The organism is Kitasatospora sp. NPDC089797 (assembly GCF_040684795.1).
Classification (GTDB): Bacteria; Actinomycetota; Actinomycetes; order Streptomycetales; family Streptomycetaceae; genus Kitasatospora.
Genome location: NZ_JBFBGS010000054.1, coordinates 40536 through 56550 on the forward strand (window position 1 = coordinate 40536; position 16015 = coordinate 56550).

The following is a 16015-nucleotide window of genomic DNA, read 5'->3' on the forward strand; positions in this document are numbered from 1 at the left end:
ATAAGCATATTGCAGGATGGGGTGACGGGAATCACACCGACCTGGCCCGATCGGCCCGCCCCCGGGCCCGTCGGGCGCCTCCGGGGGTCACCGCCCCGCATCCCACCGGCCGCCCGGCGGCGGACCGATCCTGAACGCAAGTCGGACAAAGTAGGATGGCTGAACTCCCGCGCTACGCGCGAAGAGTTCCATAATTGTTCTACTTTGTCCGATTCATCTCCCGCTTCACACGCACGGAGCCACCCTCATGGACGATCTGTCCACCGCCGACAACGCCGACGGCGCGATAGAGACCCGCGGTATTGAACCCGTCCCCGAGCACGAGCGCCGGGGCAGAGTCCGCGAGCTCTTCCCGACCTGGGTCGCGGCCAACATCAGCGTGCTGCTGCTCACCATGGGTGCGGCCCTGGTCGTGTTCAACCGGCTGAACTTCTGGCAGGTCCTGATCGTCGCCGCGTGCGCCGCCCTGGTCTCCTTCGGGATGGTCGGCGTGCTGTCAGTCTCCGGGAAGTGGGGCGGGGCGCCGGGCGCGACCCTCTCCCGGGCCACCTTCGGGGTGCGCGGGAACCTGTTCCCGGGCGCGATCCTCTGGATCGCCCGGTTCGGCTGGGAGACGATCAACGCGGTCACCGGCGCCTACGCCGTGCTGACCGTCCTCGACCTGCTGTTCGGCGTCAAGAGCAACACCGCGCTGATCGTGGTCACCCTCTTCGCCTTCGTCGCCTGCACCTTCCTGGTCTCCGGGATGGGCCGGAAGGCGCTGAACGTCTGCAACACCTGGTCGACCTACCTGTTCGGCATCTTCAGCGTGCTGGTCCTGGGCTACCTGGTCGCGACCATCCACTGGAACGAGGTCTTCGCCAAGCCCGCCGGCACCACCGCGATGATGATCGCCGGCATCGGGACCATCGCCGCCGGCGGCATCAGCTGGGTCCCCACCGGCCCGGACTTCGCCCGCTACCTGCCCCACCGGGCCTCCGGCAAGAAGATCGTCGGGGTGACCGTCTCCGGCGCCGCCATGGTCGTGGTGCCGATGGTGCTGATGGGCGCCGTCATGGCGGTCGCCTCCCCCGGCCTGGCCGACGCCGCGGACCCGGTCTCCTTCCTGGGCGACCTCCTGCCGACCTGGCTGGCCGTGCCCTACCTGCTGACCGCGATCGTCGGCATGCTGCTGATCAACAGCCTCTCCATGTACTCGGCCGGCTTCACCGCGCAGACCATGGGCGTGAAGCTGCCGCGCGCCATGGCCGTCAGCATCAACGCCGTGATCTCGCTGGTCGGCGGCCTGCTGCTGATGCTGGTCGCGAAGAGCTTCCTGGGCTCCTTCATCACCTTCCTGATCCTCCTCGCCGTCTCCTTCTCGGCCTGGATCGGCGTCTACGCGGTGGACATGTACCGCCGCCGGACGCGGGCCGTGCGCTACGACGCCGAGGCGCTGATGGACACCACCCGGACCAGCCGCTACTGGTACACCGGCGGTTTCTGCTGGCAGGCGATGGTGGCCTGGGTGCTCGCGCTGCTGGCCGGGCTCGCCTTCACCAAGTGCGACTGGTTCGCGGGCCCGCTCTCCGACACCCCGATCGGCCGCTACGGGCTCGCCTGGGCGGCGACCATCGTGATCTCGGCCGCGATCATGGCCGTGCTCCCCACCCCGCGGGAGAACGTCCCGGCCGGTGCCGGGCAGCCCGCCGAGGCCCCGGCGGAGCAGGGCGAGAAGGTCACCGCCTGACCGCACGCACCGACACCCCCGGACCGCCCGGTGGCCGACTCAGCCGAGTCGCCGCCGGGCGGTCCGGCGTTCCGGCCGAGTCGACCGAGTCCGCCACCGGGTGGTCCCGAGCGGTCCCGGCTGCGAATTCCCGACAGGGGCGGGACAGTTCCTGCGAATACTGCGAACCGCGGTCGGTGGTACGTTCGCAGGAACGGGCAGGAAGGGAACGGTACGGCCATGGCACGTCCCACCGGGCGGAAGGTCTACGCCCACGCCAAGCTCCGCCGGCTGCGCCGCGAGCACGGCATGAACCAGGTCGAGCTGGCCCGCGAGCTCGGGATCTCGACCAGCTACCTCAACCAGATCGAGCACAGCCAGCGCCCGCTGACCGCCGCCGTGCTGCTGCGGATCTCCGAGGTGTTCGGGGTCGACCCGGAGTTCTTCTCCGAGGCCGAGGAGGAGCGCCTCGGCACCGACCTGCGCACCGCGCTCGCCGACGAGGCCTGCGGCGGCGCGGTCCCCGCGGAGGAGATCGCCGAAGTCAGCCGGGACCACCCCGAGCTGGCCCGGGCGCTGGTCGCCCTGCACCGCAGCTACCGCGCGGCCCTCGCCCGCGTCGCCGACCTGGGCGAACCCGGCGGCGGGACCGTCGGCGGGGCCATCCGCCCGGCCGAACCCCACGACGAGGTCCGGGACTTCTTCTACGCCCACCACAACCACATAGCCGCCCTGGACGAGGCGGCGGAGCGCACCGCCGAGCAGCTGGCGACCACGACCGCGGGCCGCACCGCCGCCGCGCTGGCCGCCCGGCTCGCCGAGCGGCACGGCGTCCGGGTGGTCGAGGCGGACCGGCAGCCGGCCGACCACCAGCGCGCCGCCGACCTGCGCCGCTACGACCCGGCCACCGGCGCCCTGCACCTCTCCCCCTGGCTCACCGACGGTCGACGCGCCTTCCAACTCGCCACCCAGCTCGCCCTGTTGGAACACCGCCCGCTGCTGGACACGCTGCTGGCGGCGGCCGAGCCCGACCTCACCTCGCCGCAGGCCGTCGACCTCGCCCGGATCGGCCTGGCCAACTACTTCGCCGGCGCCCTGCTGATGCCGTACACCGCCTTCCACGCCGCCGCCGAGGACCTGCGCTACGACATCGAGCTGCTCCAGGCCCGCTTCGGCGTCGGCTTCGAGACGGTCTGCCACCGGCTGAGCACCCTCCAACGCCCCGGCCGGCGCGGGGTGCCGTTCTCCTTCCTGCGCGCCGACCGGGCCGGGAACATCTCCAAGCGCCAGTCCGCCACCGACTTCCACTTCTCCCGCCTGGGCGGCACCTGCCCGCTGTGGACGGTCTACGAGGCCTTCTCCGCCCCCGGCCGGGTCCTCACCCAGGTCGCCGAGATGCCCGACGGCAAGCGCTACTTCTGGATCGCCCGGACCGTCTCGCACGGCGGCCACGGACACCGCGCACCGCGCAGCGAGTTCGCCGTCGCGCTCGGCTGTGAACTGCGCCACGCCCACCGCCTGGTCTACGCCGAGGGCATCGCCCCGAACGCCCCCGGCGCGGCCACCCCGATCGGCCTCGGCTGCCGGATCTGCGAACGCCGCGACTGCGCCCAGCGGGCCCGGCCGCCGGCGGGCGGGCGGCTGCTGGTCGACCCCGACCGGCGCGGCCGGGTGCCGTACCCCGTGCTGGCCGAAGGGCCCGGGGCCTGACCACGGCCCGACCGGGGCCGGGCCCGCCTGTAGGGTTGCCGTGCTGGTGGTTCACCGGGCGCCCCGCGCTCCCGGGGAGGCAAGAGGGAACCCGGTGACGCCGTTCACACGGCCAGTCCGGGACTGCCCCGCAGCGGTGAGCGGGAACGACCGCCGTCATCCGCACTGGGCCCGGGAGACGGGCCCGGGAAGCGACGGCCAGTAGGTGTCCGCCCCGTCGACGTCGACGGCGGCCGGACGGGCCCGCGAGTCCGAAGACCTGCCACCGGTGCGCACGCCGAACGGCGGCGTGCGCGCTCCGGGGCCCCGCGGGAGGGCCGCGTGGCCCTCGTACGGACCCCGGTCCGGCGTGACCGTCAGCCGGCACGCCGCCCCGGACACCGCTGCGCGCGCCGCCGTCCTCCCCGCTCGGCACCCGACCGGGACCACTGGGACGACTGGGACTTCTGCATGGACCACCTGACCGACGGCGCACGGCTGCCCTCGCCCCGCGGCGCCACCGAGCCCTACGGGCCCTGCGTGCTGCTCAAACACGGCGAGGTGGTCCTCAAGGGCCGCAACCGCCAGCGGTTCGTCCAGCGCCTGGAGGACAACCTGCGCGTCGCGCTGCGCGGGATAGGCGGCTCGACCTGGATCAGGACCCCGCATACCATCACCGTGCTCGGCGGGCAGGTGCCCGTCGCGGACCTGGTCGCCCGGGCCCGCACGGTGGTCGGGTTCAGCTCCGTCGAGCCGGCGCTGCGGGTGCCCAGCACGCTGGAGTCCGTCGAGGCCAACGCCCTGGCGGTGCTGCGCGAGGCCTGCGCCGGGCGCACCGGCACCGGCTTCGCCGTCCGGGTCCGGCGCCGGGACAAGGGCTTCGCCCTCACCTCCACCCAACTGGAGCGGCACCTCGGCGCGTTCCTCCAGCCGCGGATCGACGGCCTGCGGGTCGACCTCACCGCGCCCGACGTCACCCTGACCGTGGAGATCGAGCACCGAGAGACCTACGTGTCGGCCGAGCGCCACCCCGGGCTGACCGGGCTGCCGGTCGGGTCCAGCGGGCGGGCGCTGGTGCTGCTGTCCGGCGGCTACGACTCCCCGGTGGCCGCGCACCGGGCCATGCGGCGCGGACTGGCCTGCGACTTCGTGCACTTCAGCGGTGCGCCGTACACCAACCCCTCCTCGGTGTACAAGGCGTACGCCCTGGCCCGCGAGCTCAACCGCTACCAGCCGCCGGGCGAGCTGCACGTCGTCTCCCTCGGCAAGGCCCAGAAGCAGCTGGCCGTCGCGGGCGCCGGGCGCCTCCAGGTGGTCGCCCAGCGCCGGCTGATGGTGCGCACCGCCTGTGCCCTGGCCGGCGCCACCGGGGCCCAGGCCCTGGTCACCGGCGACAGCCTCGGCCAGGTCGCCAGCCAGACCCTCGCCAACCTGGCCGCCGTGGACCAGGCCGCGACGCTGCCGGTGCTGCGCCCGCTGATCGGCTGGGAGAAGCAGGAGATCATCGACCAGGCCCGGGCGCTCGGCACGGCGGAGATATCCGTCCTGCCGGACGAGGACTGCTGCAGCCTGCTCGCCCCGCCCCAGGTGAGCACCGGGGCGCGGCTGGGCCAGCTGCGGGCCGTGGAGAAGCGCCTCGACCTGGACGAGGTGGTCGAGGCGCTGCTCGCGAACGTGCAGGTGATGCGGCCCGGCCAGGAGGACGAGCCCGCGCCGGTCGCCGACGCCGGCTGTTCCGTGCCCTCCTGAGCCCGACCCCGACCCCGGTGCCGGCCCGCTACACGCTGGCCGGGACCGGCCGCTGGCCCGGCCCGTCGTACTGGGCCAGCGGGCGGATCAGGGCGTTGTGGGCGAGCTGTTCGGTGATGTGGGCGGTCCACCCGGTGATCCGGCTCATCACGAAGATCGGGGTGAACACCGGGGTGTCGAAGCCCATCAGGTGGTAGGCCAGCCCGGCCGGGTAGTCGAGGTTGGGGTGGATGCCCTTGCGCTCCAGCATCGCCCGGCGCAGGGCGGCGTGCAGGGCGGCCAGCCGGGCGGCCTCGGGGTCGGCCGAGCCCGCCACCAGGCGGTCCAGGGCGGCCTGCATGATCGGGACCCGGGAGTCCCCGTGCTTGTAGACGCGGTGGCCGAACCCCATGATCTTGCGCTTGGCGGCCAGCGCCTCGTCCAGCCAGTCGGCGGCCCGGGCCGGATCGCCGATCTCGTCCAGCATGTGCATCACGGCCTCGTTGGCGCCGCCGTGCAGCGGGCCCTTGAGCGCGCCGATCGCGGCGGTGACGGCGCTGTAGAGGTCGGAGAGGGTGGAGGTGACCACCCGGGCGGTGAACGTCGAGGCGTTGAAGCTGTGTTCGGCGTACAGCACCAGGGAGATCTCGAAGCAGCGGACCACCTCGGGGGCGGGCACGGTGCCGAAGCACATGTGGAAGAAGTTCTCGGCGTAGCCGAGCTCCGGGTCGGGCGCGATCGGGGCCAGGCCGCGGCGGCGGCGCTGGTCGGCGGCCACCACGGTGGGCAGTTTCGCCAGCAGGGTCAGGGACTTGGCGAGGTGGGGGGCCGGGCGGCCGTCGTCCTCGGTCGGGTCCTCGGCACCGAAGAAGCTGACGGCGGTGCGCAGCACGTCCATCGGGTGGCAGGTCTCGGGCAGCTTGGCCAGGACTTCGGCGGTGGTCCGGTCGAGCGGCCGCAGGGCGCGCTCCCGGGCCCGGAACTCGCGCAGCCGGGCCTCGTCCGGCAGGTCGCCGTACCACAGCAGGTAGGCGGTCTCCTCGAAGGAGCGGTGGGCGGCGAGGTCCTGGACCGGGTAGCCGCGGTAGGTCAGGGAGTTGGTCTCCGGGATGACGGTGGAGATCTCGGTGGTGTCGACGACGACACCGGCGAGGCCGCGATGGATCTCGGACATGGTGCTGGTGCCTCCGGTGCGTCAGGTGCCGGGCGGAAGGGTGAAGTCGAAGACGGCCGAGTCGAAGGCCGCGTACTCCTGGTAGCCGAGGAGTTCGTAGAGCCGGGAGCGGGGCTGCATGCGCGGGAGCAGGGAGGCCTGGGTGCCCTCGGCGGCGATGGTGCGCAGCCCGTCCTCGACCGCGCCCATGGCCAGGCGCAGCAGGGTGACCGGGTAGAGGGCGATGTTGTAGCCCAGCTCCTCCAGGGTGCGGGTGTCCAGCAGCGGGGTCTTGCCGAACTCGGTGAGGTTGGCGAGCAGCGGCACGTCGACCGCCTTGCGGAAGGCCTCGTACTCCGAGAGGTCGGCGAGCGCCTCGGGGAAGATCGCGTCGGCGCCGGCGTCGACGTAGGCCCTGGCCCGGTCGATCGCCGCGTCGAGTCCCTCGACCGAGCGGGCGTCGGTGCGGGCCATCAGCAGGAAGTCCGGGTCGCGCCGGGCGTCCACGGCGGCCCTGATCCGTCGGACCATCTCCTCCCGGGAGGTGATGGTCTTGCCGTCGAGGTGGCCGCAGCGCTTGGGGTTGACCTGGTCCTCCAGGTGCAGGCCGGCCAGCCCGGCGTCCTCCAGGAGCTGGACGGTGCGGGCCGCGTTCATCGGCTCGCCGAAGCCGGTGTCGGCGTCGATCAGGACGGGCAGGTCGGTGACCCGGGTGGTCTGCTGGGCCCGGGCGGCGATCTCGGTGACGGTGGTGAGGCCGATGTCGGGCAGGCCGAGGTCGGCGGCGAGGACGGCGCCGGAGAGGTAGACCGCGTCGAAGCCGGTGTCCTGGACGAGGCGGGCGGAGAGCGGGTTGATCGCGCCGGGGATGCGCAGCAGCCGTCCGGAGGCGAGCTGTTCGCGGAAGGTGCGGCGGCGCTGGGCGGGGGTGGTGCGGGTCTGCAGCAGGCGGGTGGGCGCCGGGCTGTCGGTCGCGGGGGTGTCGGGCGCAGGGGTGTCGGGCATCAGAACAGGCCCTTCGGGAGGGTCGCGTCGTACGTGCGGACGGCCTCGGTGTCGACGGCCGGGAACAGCTCGTCGAGGTCGGCCGCGTGCAGTTCGGCGAGGCCGGCAGCGGCGGTCAGGAAGCGGTCCTGCTGGGCGGGGGCCACGATGCCCTCGCTGAGCGTGCGGAACTTGCGCTGGTAGGCGGGCCGGTCGAAGGGCCGGGCGCCGGCCGGGTGGGCGTCCGCGACGGCCAGCTCGTCCTCGATCACCGACCCGTCGTCCAGGGTGATCACCACCCGGCCGCCGAAGGCCCGGCGCTCCGGGTCCGGGTCGTGGTACCGGCGGGTCCACTCCGGGTCCTCCACCGTGCTGATCCGCTGCCAGAGTTCGACGGTCTCCGGGCGGCGGGCGCGCTCGGGGGCGTAGGAGCGCTCGTGGTGCCAGACGCCGTCCTCCAGGGCGACGGCGAGGATGTACGGGATCGAGTGGTCGAGGGTCTCGCGGCTGGCCGTCGGGTCGAACTTCTGCGGGTCGCCCGCGCCGGAGCCGATGACGTTGTGGGTGTGGTGGCTGGTGTGCAGGACCACCGAGCGCACCCGCTCCAGCGGGCCCGTCTTCTCGCGCAGCCGCCGGGCCAGGTCGATGATCGCCTGGGCCTGGTACTCGGCGGAGTGCTCCTTGGTGTAGGTGTCCAGGATCGCCCGGCGCGGCTCGTCGGCCCCGGGCAGCAGCACGGTGTAGTCGGACTGCGGGCCGTCCAGCATCCAGGCGAGGAAGCCGTCCTCGCCCTCGTAGACCGGGGACGGCGAGGTCTCGCCGCGCATCGCCCGGTCCACCGCCTCGATGGCGGCCTTGCCGGCGAAGGCGGGCGCGTAGGCCTTCCAGCTGGAGATCTCGCCCTTGCGGGACTGCCGGGTGGCGGTCGTGGTGTGCACGGCCTGCTGAACGGCCTGGTACACGGTCTCCGTCGGCAGCCGCAGCAGGGTGCCGATGCCGCAGGCGGTGGCCGCGCTCAGGTGGGCGACGTGGTCGATCCGGTGCGCGTGCAGGCAGATGCCGCGCACCAGCGCCACGTGCACCTCGTACGCCGCGACGATGCCGCGCAGCAGGTCCGCGCCGGTGCGGCCGGTGTGCTGGGCGACGGCCAGCAGCGGCGGGATGTTGTCGCCGGGGTGGGAGTAGTCGGCGGCCAGGTAGGTGTCGTGGAAGTCCAGCTCGCGCACGGCCGTTCCGTTGGCCCAGGCCGCCCACTCGGGCGGGACCCGGTGCCCGGTGCCGAACACGGTCGCGCCGGGGGCGGTGGCCCGGTGGGCGGTGGCCTGGGCCCGGGCGACCGCGACCGGGCGCCGCAGCAGCGAGGCGACCGCGACGGAGGCGTTGTCGATGACCCGGTTGACGGCCATCGCCGCGCTCCCGGGGTCGAGCTCCTCGGTCGCGGTGGCGACGGCGGCGAGCTTCCAGGCGAGCTGCTCCTCGCGGGGCAGCCGGTCGGCGCTGGGGTGGACACGGACGTGGTGCTCGATCACGGGACTCCTCATGAGCGTGCGACTCAGGGGTTACGTGAACGAGCCTGCCCGCCGGACGGCCGGTGAACCAGCATGCCAAGGTGTGGAATCCGTACCCGATCGGTCTGCGAATCTGCGGATCCTGCGGACGGCGGTGTCCCGGGGCGCGCGGTCGGCCCGGGCGGCGGTCAGTCGCGCGTCCGGCAGTCGGCGCAGATCCCCGCCAGCTCGACGGTGTGCTGGACGTCCGCGAAGCCCGAGGTCGCGGCGACGTGGTCGGCCCAGGCCTCCACCGGGGCGGCGTCGACCGGTCGGCTGAGCCCGCACCGGCGGCAGATCAGGTAGTGCCGGTGGTCGGCGCCCGGCCGGTGCCGGAACAGCTTCTCGCCGTTGGTGTCGCGGACCACGTCGGCCCGGCCGACGGCGGCGAGCGCGGTCAGCGTGCGGTAGACGGTGCTCAGGCCGACCCGGGAGCCGGCGGTGAGCAGGCCCGCGTGCAGGAGCTGGGCGCTGACGAAGTCCTCGCAGGCCGCCAGGGCCCGGAGCACCTGAGCGCGCTGCGGGGTCAGCCGGCCGAGTCCGTCGTTCGGTGCGCTCCCGGGCCGCTCGCCCGGGCCCGGGGCCGGCCGGCGCTCGGACGCGCGGCGGAAGGCCTCGGTCAGCGCGCTGGTGGGCGCTTCGGTCACGGTCCACCCCCGGTTCAGGCCGGCACCGGGCGGGCGGCGCGGGCCGGGCGGATCAGGAAGGTGGCGGCGTAGACGGCAGCGGCGGTCGCCATGATGGCGAAGCTCGGCGGCAGCTTCGGCGCGGCCGCGCTGAGCAGCAGTCCGCCCCACATCTCCGCGACCGCGAGCCCGGCCGACAGTGCGAGCCCCCGGTACGGCCGGTCGGTGAGCCGGATCGCCGCACCGGCCGGGGCGGCCAGCAGGCCGAGCAGCAGCAGCGAGCCGACCGCCTGGGTGGCCTCGCCGGCCGTCGCGCCGACCAGGGCGAGGAAGGCGAAGCCGAGCAGCCGCACCGGCACACCGCGGGCGGCGGCCACTGCCTCGTCCAGGGTGGCGAACAGCAGCGGCCGGGCGATCAGCAGCAGGACGATGCCGGTCGCGCCCGCGACGGCGACGGCGACGGTGGTCTGACCGCCGTGCAGCCCGAAGATCGAACCGAACAGCACGCTCGTCCCGGCGCCGCCCTGCGCGGCGCTGCGGGAGGTGGTGTAGACGGTCAGGAAGAAGGCGCCCAGGCCGAGGATCCAGGCGAACACGCTGCCGATGACCACGTCGTCCGCCCGGCCCCGGCGGCCGAGCCCGCCGATCAGCAGGCCGACCCCGATCGTCCCGGCGAACAGCCCGAGCCGCAGGTCGTAGCCCCCGGCCAGGGCGGCCATCGCGCCGGTGAACGCGACGTGGCTGAGCGCGTCGCCGGTGAAGATCTGCGCCCGCAGGACCAGGAAGTACCCCACCAGGCCGCAGGCCAGCGCGATGAACGTCCCGGCGAGCAGGGCGTGTTGGAAGAACGGCTGGGTGATGACCGCGCTCATGCCGCGCCTCCGATCAGGGCGCCCGGCCGCGCCCGGCGGCCCACGGCCTCCCGGGCGAACCGCACCAGGTGCGCCAGCAGGTACCCGGTGAACGCGAAGCCGGTCACGAAGAAGCCCAGCGGGTACGGGTGGTAGTAGGCGGCGACCAGCCCCGCCCAGCAGGCCGCCAGGGCCAGCAGGACGGCCAGCGCGACGCTCAACCCGGGCCTGGCGGTGAGCTGTTGGGCGGTGGCGGCCGGGATCACCATCAGGGCGAAGACCAGCAGGGTGCCGGTGATCTGGCTCGCCTCGGCGGTGGCGGCGCCGAGCAGCACCAGGAACAGCGTGCCCAACAGCCGTACCGGCACGCCGCGTCCGGCCGCCACCTGCGGGTCGACCGAGGCGAACAGCAGCGGCCGTCCGATCACCGCCAGCACGGCCAGCACCAGGGCGCCGACCACGGCGAGGACCACCACCTGGCCGGTGGTGATGCCCAGGAAACTGCCGAACAGCAGCGCCGTCGGCCCCTCCAGCAGGCCCTTGTACAGGCTGATGAACAGGTAGCCGCAGGCCAGCGCGAAGGCCTGCACGGTGCCGGTGACGGCGGACTCCTCCGAGCCGCCGCGCCGCAGCGCCGCTATCGCCAGCGCGGCGGCGACGCAGAAGCCGAAGTAGCCCAGCGTGGTGGAGAACCCGGCCAGCACCGCCAGCGAGGCGCCGGGGAAGGCCGCCACGGACAGCGTGTGCCCGGCGAAGGTCTGCCGGCGCAGCACCATGAACCAGCCGACGACGGCGCAGACCACGGCGACCACCAGGCCGGCCCGGAAGGCGTTGACCATGAAGTCGTAGGACCACATGTCCCGGAAGTCGGCGACCAGGTTCCAACCGAGGACCGGGGCGGTCGCGTCAGACGCCAGCAGCACGGCCGCCTCCGTTCCCGGTCCCGCTCCCGCTTCGACGGGCGTGGTCGGCGTGCCGGTCGGTGTGCACGGCCGGGGCCTCCGGCTGGCCGACGACGACCAGCCGGCCGTCGCTGGTGCGCAGCACCTCGACCGGCGTGCGGTAGAGCCTGGTCAGCGTCCCGGTGGTGATCACCTCGGCCGGGGTGCCGGAGAGGGCGCCGCCCTCGGCGATGTACACCACCCGGTCCAGCTGGTGCAGGATCGGGTTCACGTCGTGCGCGACCATCACCACGGACACCCCCTCCTGGTGGCAGATCCGGCCCAACAGGGCGGCGATCGCCGCCTGGTTGGGCAGGTCCAGGCTGTCCAGCGGCTCGTCCAGCAGCAGCACCCGGGGGCGCCGTATCAACGCCTGGGCGATCAGCAGCCGCTGCTGCTCGCCGCCCGAGCACTGGCCGATCGGCCGGTCGGCGTAGGCCGTGGCGCCGACCAGCTCGACCACCTCCTCGACCCGCCGGCGCGCGGCCCGGTGCTTCGCGCGGTTCAGGAACGGGACGGGGATCCCCCACAGATCCCCGTCCAGTCCCAGCCGCACCACGTCCGTCCCGCGGACGCGGACGCTCGGGTCGAAGGTGCGGCGCTGCGGGAGGTAGCCCACCGCGGCGTTGCGTTCGCCCGGGGCCGCGCCGAGCACCCGGACCTCGCCGGCGGCCGGCGGCAGCAGTCCCAGCACCACCTTGACCAGGGTCGACTTCCCCACCCCGTTGGGGCCGAGCACGGCGGTGAACTCCCCGGCCCCCACGGTCAGATCGACACCCGACCAGAGGGTCCGCCCGCCCACCCGCACGGCCGCCCCGCGGAGCGACAGCACCGGCTCCGCGCCGGGCTCGGTGCGCTCCCTTGTCGTACGGACCTTCTCGGTCGGGTGGATACTCACTTGCCCGTCGCCTGCTTCAGCGCGTCGGCGATGCCCTGGAGCTCCTGGGTCTGCCAGTCCTGGAAGGTGGCGTTCGCCGGGGCGAGGGTCTCGGTGACCTGGGCGACCGGGATGCCCTGCGCCTTGGCGGCGTCGACCTGGGCGACCACGTCCGGGTTGGAGTTCTGGGTGTTGTAGACGTAGATCTTGATCTGCTTGCCGGCGATCTGCTGGTCGATGGCGGCCTTGTCGGCGGCGGTCGGGTCGGTGCCCTCGCTCTCCGCGTCCAGGAAGGTCTCGGGGGTGAGCATCTTCAGGCCCACGCTCTCCGCGAGCGGGGTGACGATCGACTCCGAGGCGCCGATCGGGGTGCCCGCGTACGTGGCCTTGATGCCGGCCTCGAGCTGGTGGTACTTGGCCAGGGTCTGGGTGGTGAAGGTCTTCTGCTGGGTGTCGAAGTAGGCCGCGTCGGCCGGGTCGATCTTCTTGTAGTCGGCGGTGATCCGGTCGATCACCCGGGCGACGCTCTCCGCCGAGTACCACTGGTGCGGGTTGTCGCCCTCCTTCTTGCCCAGCAGGTCGCCGACCTTGAGCGCGGTGCGGGCGGAGGCCGGGTTGGCGGCGAGCAGCTTGTCCGTCCAGGCGTCGTAGCCGATCCCGTTGCTGATCACGTAGTCCGCGCCCGCGACGGTGCGGCCGTCGGCGGCGGTCGGCTCGTAGGAGTGCGGGTCGGTGTCCGGGTTGGTGATGATGCTGGTCACCTTCACGTGGTCGCCGCCGAGCTGGCCGGCTATCGAGCCCCAGAAGTTCTCCGCGGCGGTGACCTGGATGACCTTCGAGCTGCCGCCGGAGGCGCTCGAACCGGTGGCCGCGGTCTTCGCCGGGGAGGAGGTCGAGCAGGCGGTGGCCGTCGCGAGCGTGGCGACGGCGGCGACGCCGAGGACGACCCTGCGGGGCGTGCGGCGGGACTGGGCGGTGCGCATGGGCGGGCTACTCCTCGCGGGCCTGCCGGCCCGGCCCTGCGGGCGGGGTCCGGCGTCGGTGGACACCGCCCACCCTAGGTGGAAACGATTTTCACAACCAGGGCGATCAAGGCGGAGATGGAAATCATTGCCAAAACTTGGCGAAGGGTGGAGCCGGGCTCGACCCCGGGCATCGACCACCCAGGGCTGAGGCCACCGCCGCGTCGGTCCGCCACCCCGTCCGGCCTCCGGGGCGCCGCCGTCCGCGAGGGCCACCGCGCGCAGGGCGGCGGCAGGGCGGGTGACGGCTCCGGTCGGCGGCCCGGGCACCCGGGCGAGCAGCAACCGGCGCGACTCCTGCGGGCCGGTACCCGCGCCGGTCGCCCAACCACGTGCGATTCCCGTGCAGTTCAGCTCCGGTCCGGGCCGCGCTCCGTCCGTGGGCTCACCAGCATCCGGATGTCCTCGGCCGCCCAGAGGACGAACCGCTCGACCGGCACCACCGGGTGCCCCGGCACGGGCCGGAAGCGGAGGCGCTTGAGCAGCACCGCCAGCAGCAACAGGGCCTCCAGGGTGGCCAGTCGGGCCCCCTCGCAGGCGCGCGGACCCATCCCGAAGGGGATCCAGGCCAGCCGGTGCCGCCCGGCCGACTCCTCCGGGCCGAACCGCTCGGGCCGGAAGCGCTCCGGCTCCGGCCAGTACGCGGGGTTCAGGTGGACGGCCCAGATCGGGAGGAAGACCACCGCCCCGGCCGGCAGCCGGTACGGGCCGACGGTCAGCGGCTCAGCCGTCCGCCGGGCACCGTAGGGGCCGGGCGGACAACGGCGCAGCGACTCCTTGAGCACCGTCTCCAGGTACGGCAGCCGGTGCAGGTCGGCGTGGTCCGGCGCGGCGCGGTCACCGAGGACGCGGTCGAGTTCGGCGGTGACCCGCCCGGCCGCGCCGGGGTGCCCGGCGAGCAGGTGCAGGGTCCAGGAGACGGCCACGCCCGTGGTGTGGTGGGCGGCCAGCAGGACGGTGAGGACGGTGTCCCGGATCCGCGCCGGGTGCTCACCGGCCTCGACCAGGGCGCCGATCAGATCGCTGCGATCGCCGCCGGGACCGCCCCCTCGGTGGGCCGCGACCGCCCGGTCGACGGTCCGCCGCAGGACGGCGAGTGCCCGGCCGGTCCGTTCCCCGTCCTCTGCCGGGGCCGCCGCACCCGGCGGCCGGTACAGCCGCTCCAACTGCTCGGCGAGCACCGTCTCGAAGGCCTCGACCACGCCGTCCGGGTCCTCGACCTCGCCGCCCAGCGCGAAGGCGCAGATCATCCGCAGCGAGAGCGCGGTGAGCTCCCGCTGGAGTTCCACCGGCCGCCCTGCGGGCAACGCGGCCCAGCGGTCGGCGAGTTCGGTCGCCAGGGCCGTGAAGCGGGCGAAGTGCCGTTCGTGCGCGGGCCGTCCGGCCAGCACGCCGAGCAGCAGCCGGCGCCACGGCTCGTGCTCGTCGGCCGGGAGGACCTGGAGGTTGCCCGCCTCGAACAGCGGGTCCAGGAAGGAGAACAGCCGCTCCGGCCGCTCGTCGAGACCGACGGCGGCCTCCAGCAGCACCGGGTCGGCGATCGACACGGCGGTGTCGGCGCCGGGCAGTTGGAAGCGCGCCACCGGACCGTACTCGGCGTGCAGCCACAGCTGGTAGGTGTGCAGTCCGCCCGCCCGCGCGATGGCGCCCACCCCGCCGTCCGGACGGGGCTCGGGACCGGGGATGTTCAACGGACCTCCTGAGGACGGCCGGCGCTCCTCGAATGCGCTCCTCGATGTTTCTCCGGCGCACGATCCCGCATGCGCGCACGGGGCGCAATCTTTTTGATCATATGAGTATTTGTCTTCCATTTTTCGATCCGGCCGAATCGCGGAAAACCAGGAGGAGCAGCAGACATCACGAGGAGGTGGGGCGCGATGGTGGACGTCGAACGATTGCTGGCCGACTGCCTCCAGGACGTTCGCGGCGTTCCGCGGGAAACAGTACCGGTCGGTTCCGCGGACCCCGGGTACGAAGCCGCGCGTCGCACCTTCCTGGCCGCCGGACTCGCCGCGCTGCGCGGCGACCGGCCGGAGGACGGCTGGGTCCAGCTCAACCTCGCTCCCGGCCCGACCGCGCCGCACCGGACGTACCGCGCCGTCGCGGACACGGCCCGCGAGTTGATCGCCGCCGGCGCGGCCCGCTCCTTCTTCTTCATGCACAAACCACCGGGACTGCGGGTCCGGTTCGAGGTGGGCCACCCGGATTCCGGGGACCCGACCGGGGAACTGCACGGGGACCGGGGCGAGGAACTGCGGACGGAACTGCGTGCGGAACTCATCCGCCGCTTCCGTGCGGTGGACGGCTGGTCGGCTCCGCCGCGGTGCGGGAATTACGAGCCGGAGACCTATCTCTTCGGCGGCCCGCGGTCGATGCGGTACGTCCACGACCTGTTCACGGTGGATTCCCTGGCCTGGCTCGACCACCACGACGCCGCCGCCGCACCGGGCCGGCCGGAGGCGCTCGCGGACTGGCGGTTCTCCCTGTACCTCCTCGGTGAACTCCTCGACGGCCTCGGCATCGTCGGCTGGGAGCACCGCGGGGTCTGGCAGGTGCTGCGGGACGACATCGGGCGCCGGCTGGGCGCCGAGCCGGACGACGACACCCGGCGGGCCGCCGCGGGCATCCGCGCGGTCTGGCGGACCGGCCGCGCCGACCTGCTCGCGTCGCTCCCGCCGCTGCGGCGGGCGGCGGTCGAGGCGGACGGCAGCGCCGTGCGCCGGGCCGCCGAGGCCTGGCGCACCGGCTACTTCGACTCCGGTGAGGCGGTGATCGGCCCGCGCCGGGCCGCCGCCCACTACGTCGTCTTCCACTGGAACCGCGGGCGGCTCTCACTGGCCCGGCAGAGCCTGCTGACCCACGCGCTCGCCGACGAAGGGGGGTTCTGAC

Annotated in this window: 13 protein-coding genes and 1 riboswitch; of the genes, 4 read left to right on the top strand and 9 right to left on the bottom strand. The window is 73.7% G+C overall.

The window, feature by feature from the left end; translation table 11 throughout:
* The first annotated feature begins 247 nt into the window (after positions 1-247).
* From AB0O91_RS33240 to thiI, 3 genes are all read left to right on the top strand, one after another.
* Positions 248-1729: a cytosine permease gene (locus AB0O91_RS33240; protein WP_363441236.1), complete on the top strand. Its 1482-nt coding sequence runs from the start codon at positions 248-250 to the stop codon at positions 1727-1729.
* Between the two features lie 219 nt (positions 1730-1948).
* A complete protein-coding gene (locus AB0O91_RS33245) occupies positions 1949-3418 on the top strand; it encodes a short-chain fatty acyl-CoA regulator family protein (RefSeq protein ID WP_363441239.1) in 1470 nt (489 codons plus the stop codon).
* Between the two features lie 30 nt (positions 3419-3448).
* Positions 3449-3700: riboswitch (cobalamin riboswitch) on the top strand.
* Between the two features lie 168 nt (positions 3701-3868).
* Entirely contained in the window at positions 3869-5146 is a 1278-nt protein-coding gene (gene thiI, locus AB0O91_RS33250) for a tRNA uracil 4-sulfurtransferase ThiI (protein WP_363441240.1), read from the top strand.
* Positions 5147-5174: 28 nt separating this feature from the next.
* Here thiI and AB0O91_RS33255 read toward each other — a convergent pair whose 3' ends face one another.
* The 9 genes from AB0O91_RS33255 to AB0O91_RS33295 all read right to left on the bottom strand — a co-directional run bounded on the left by AB0O91_RS33255 (position 5175) and on the right by AB0O91_RS33295 (position 14817).
* The gene (locus AB0O91_RS33255; protein WP_363441242.1) at positions 5175-6299 is read right to left on the bottom strand and encodes a bifunctional 2-methylcitrate synthase/citrate synthase; all 1125 of its coding nucleotides are present in this window, start codon (positions 6297-6299) and stop codon (positions 5175-5177) included.
* A gap of 21 nt (positions 6300-6320) precedes the next feature.
* On the bottom strand, positions 6321-7226 hold the full coding sequence (gene prpB / locus AB0O91_RS33260; protein WP_363441282.1) for a methylisocitrate lyase: 906 nt from the start codon (positions 7224-7226) through the stop codon (positions 6321-6323).
* Between the two features lie 56 nt (positions 7227-7282).
* On the bottom strand, positions 7283-8791 hold the full coding sequence (locus AB0O91_RS33265) for an MmgE/PrpD family protein (protein WP_363441244.1): 1509 nt from the start codon (positions 8789-8791) through the stop codon (positions 7283-7285).
* 167 nt (positions 8792-8958) lie between these two features.
* Positions 8959-9456 carry a Fur family transcriptional regulator gene (locus tag AB0O91_RS33270; protein WP_363441246.1) on the bottom strand — a complete coding sequence of 166 codons (498 nt, stop codon included), beginning with the start codon at positions 9454-9456 and terminating at the stop codon, positions 8959-8961.
* 14 nt (positions 9457-9470) lie between these two features.
* Positions 9471-10307: a metal ABC transporter permease gene (locus AB0O91_RS33275; protein WP_363441248.1), complete on the bottom strand. Its 837-nt coding sequence runs from the start codon at positions 10305-10307 to the stop codon at positions 9471-9473.
* Positions 10304-11209, bottom strand: coding sequence for a metal ABC transporter permease (locus AB0O91_RS33280; RefSeq protein WP_363441250.1), 906 nt, complete (start codon positions 11207-11209; stop codon positions 10304-10306). Before AB0O91_RS33280 ends, AB0O91_RS33275 begins: the two co-directional genes overlap by 4 nt.
* Positions 11193-12125, bottom strand: a complete 933-nt coding sequence (locus AB0O91_RS33285; protein WP_363441252.1) for an ATP-binding cassette domain-containing protein — start codon at positions 12123-12125, stop codon at positions 11193-11195. The genes AB0O91_RS33280 and AB0O91_RS33285 overlap by 17 nt, the downstream gene beginning before the upstream one ends.
* The gene (locus tag AB0O91_RS33290; RefSeq protein WP_363441254.1) at positions 12122-13087 is read right to left on the bottom strand and encodes a zinc ABC transporter substrate-binding protein; all 966 of its coding nucleotides are present in this window, start codon (positions 13085-13087) and stop codon (positions 12122-12124) included. The genes AB0O91_RS33285 and AB0O91_RS33290 overlap by 4 nt, the downstream gene beginning before the upstream one ends.
* A gap of 389 nt (positions 13088-13476) precedes the next feature.
* A complete protein-coding gene (locus tag AB0O91_RS33295) occupies positions 13477-14817 on the bottom strand; it encodes a cytochrome P450 (protein ID WP_363441256.1) in 1341 nt (446 codons plus the stop codon).
* A gap of 186 nt (positions 14818-15003) precedes the next feature.
* Between AB0O91_RS33295 and AB0O91_RS33300 the strand changes: the two genes are divergently transcribed.
* Positions 15004-16014 carry a thiopeptide-type bacteriocin biosynthesis protein gene (locus tag AB0O91_RS33300; protein ID WP_363441258.1) on the top strand — a complete coding sequence of 337 codons (1011 nt, stop codon included), beginning with the start codon at positions 15004-15006 and terminating at the stop codon, positions 16012-16014.
* The last annotated feature ends 1 nt before the right edge of the window (position 16015 follow it).

Excerpts from the sequence above, each read along its gene's own strand:
- AB0O91_RS33275 (WP_363441248.1), bottom strand. The coding sequence starts at position 10,307 with ATGAGCGCGGTCATCACCCAGCCGTTCTTCCAACACGCCCTGCTCGCC.
- AB0O91_RS33255 (WP_363441242.1), bottom strand. The coding sequence starts at position 6,299 with ATGTCCGAGATCCATCGCGGCCTCGCCGGTGTCGTCGTCGACACCACC.
- AB0O91_RS33300 (WP_363441258.1), top strand. The coding sequence starts at position 15,004 with ATGGTGGACGTCGAACGATTGCTGGCCGACTGCCTCCAGGACGTTCGC.
- AB0O91_RS33290 (WP_363441254.1), bottom strand. The coding sequence starts at position 13,087 with ATGCGCACCGCCCAGTCCCGCCGCACGCCCCGCAGGGTCGTCCTCGGC.
- thiI (WP_363441240.1), top strand. The coding sequence starts at position 3,869 with ATGGACCACCTGACCGACGGCGCACGGCTGCCCTCGCCCCGCGGCGCC.
- AB0O91_RS33245 (WP_363441239.1), top strand. The coding sequence starts at position 1,949 with ATGGCACGTCCCACCGGGCGGAAGGTCTACGCCCACGCCAAGCTCCGC.
- AB0O91_RS33240 (WP_363441236.1), top strand. The coding sequence starts at position 248 with ATGGACGATCTGTCCACCGCCGACAACGCCGACGGCGCGATAGAGACC.